The sequence below is a fragment of the Leisingera sp. JC1 genome, from assembly GCF_001679925.1.
Lineage (GTDB): Bacteria > Pseudomonadota > Alphaproteobacteria > Rhodobacterales > Rhodobacteraceae > Leisingera.
In genome coordinates, this window is sequence record NZ_LYUZ01000047.1 from 1 (window position 1) to 791 (window position 791).

The window sequence follows — 791 nt, forward strand, 5'->3', positions numbered from 1 at the left end:
GTGCACGCACCGTGTCCAGATCGTCCTCCTGCGGCAGCGCCGGGCGGCCGGCCTCAGGCGCGGCGTACTGGATGATGTACTGGCCGTCATAAGCCAGATACAGCCCGATCGCATCAAAGCCCGCGCGCCGGAACAGCCGCGCGTGACTGCCTTGCGTGAAATAGGAGCAATGCTCGTAATAGATGTCCCAGAAGGCGCCCTCCTGCAGCACCCGCTGAACATCCGGGGTTTCAAAGAACAGGCCCGCACCGGCCTGCCCGTCCAGCACCTGCACGATGTCCTGCAGGAAGCGGCCGACCTCGGGGATATGTTCCAGCGTATGGCGGCAGACGATGAAATCAGGCGGCTCGGCGATGGTGCCGGGATCGAAGAATTCGCGCTGGAACCTGATCTCCTGGCCCTGCGCCCCGGGCAGGCGTTCGGGGATGAACCCGGGGTCGACGCCCAGGCCGATGGTGCCGGTCTGGCGGGCAAGCTCCTGCAGGAACTCGCCCTTGCCGCAGCCGATTTCCAGGGTCCGCCTGCCTTTCAGGTCGTAAAGCGATGCCGCTTCCGCCGCCAGATCCCGGGCAAACCGGTTGAAGGTGCCGGAGAAATGCTGGCTCTCCTCCGTCGCTGAGGCATAGTCGACCAGCGACAGGTCAAACACCGAATTGAAGATGAAGCCGCAGCTGCCGCAGAACATCAGCACCAGCGGATGGCGCGGGAACTGCCGGGCCGCCTCCGCGCTCTCCAGCAGGATGCAGCTTTGCACCGGGACCGCCTCCAGCCGGTAGATCTCTGTGAGGTCC

At 65.1% G+C, this 791-nt stretch carries 1 protein-coding gene; it reads right to left on the bottom strand.

The features are described from left to right. The coding region (locus A9D60_RS05620; protein WP_065266697.1) for a class I SAM-dependent methyltransferase at positions 1–791 on the bottom strand (791 nt) is incomplete at both ends.